Origin of the sequence: Streptomyces sp. NPDC058459 (assembly GCF_042721685.1) — a bacterium.
Classification (GTDB): Bacteria; Actinomycetota; Actinomycetes; order Streptomycetales; family Streptomycetaceae; genus Streptomyces.
This window is the reverse complement of the sequence record NZ_JBHXLV010000433.1, coordinates 1-1129: the sequence shown is the minus strand read 5'-3', so window position 1 is coordinate 1129 and position 1129 is coordinate 1. Positions and strand designations below refer to the sequence as shown.

General features: G+C 77.0%; 1 protein-coding gene. It reads left to right on the top strand.

All coding sequences use genetic code 11. The features are described 5' to 3' along the window. Positions 1-120 precede the first annotated feature (120 nt). On the top strand, positions 121-1129 hold a 1009-nt coding region (locus ACFWN1_RS33400; RefSeq protein ID WP_384370564.1), incomplete at its 3' end, for a serine/threonine-protein kinase.

Genomic DNA, 1129 nt, shown 5'->3' with positions numbered 1-1129 from the left:
CTCCAGGACAGCGGGGTGCCGGAAAGTGTTTTCGTAGGCTGCGCCCCGACGCCGGCCGCTCGAGATGCCGGCGCGTCGAGCGGACCGCCCTTGCAGGGGGCCGGCCGGAAGGAGGGCGTCATGCACGGCACCACACTTGCGGGCCGTTACCGGCTGGTCGGCCTCCTGGGCGCCGGCGGGATGGGCCGGGTCTGGCGGGCGGTCGACGAGCGGCTCGGCCGCCAGGTGGCGGTGAAGGTCCTGGCCCGCCCCGAGGACGAGGAACTGGTGCTGCGGCTCGACAGCGAAGCGCGGGCCGCGGCCGCCCTGAGCGATCCGCACGTGGTGGCCGTCCACGACATCGGCGAGGCGCCGGTGGACGGGAGCCGGGTCGTCTACCTGGTGATGGAGCTGGTCGAGGGGCGCTCACTGGGCGAGGTCCTGGCCGGCGGCCTTCCGGCGGTCGGAGACGTGGTGGCGTGGGGCGAGCAGATCTGCCGCGGCCTGCACGCCGCCCACCGGGCCGGGGTAGTGCACCGCGACATCAAGCCCGCGAACATCCTGCTCACCGCAGACGGGCGGGTGAAGGTCTGCGACTTCGGGATCGCGCGGCGCGCTGATGCGCTCGGGCACCCGCTCACCGGAACCGGCACGGTGATCGGCACCCCCTCCTACATGTCCCCGGAGCAGGCCCGCGGCGACGCGGTGATCGGCGCGGGCAGCGACCTGTACTCGCTGGGGTGCCTGCTGTACGAGCTGCTGACCGGCCAGCCGCCGTTCCCCGGCGGCGGGTGGCCGGTGCTGGCGCAGCACCTAAACCAGATTCCGGCCCCCGTCCGCTCCCGCCGGCCCGAGGTGCCCTCCGAACTCGACCGGCTGGTGGCGGAGCTGCTACGCAAGGACCCACGGCGCCGGCCCGCGGACGCGGCCGAGGTCGCCCGGCACCTTCACGCCCTGCGGGCACCGGCCGCCGCGGCCACCGTGCCGGCGACCGCCGTCGTGGCGCGGCCCACCGCCCGGGTCCGCACGGCTCCGGCCGCCGTCTCCCTACCGGCGCCCGCCGCACCCGCGGCGCCCGCGGGTGCCGGCGGCGCGGCCGGCGGGCCGGGGCGCTCTGCGGCCTGGCGGGCCGGGGCGCTGACCGGTGTCC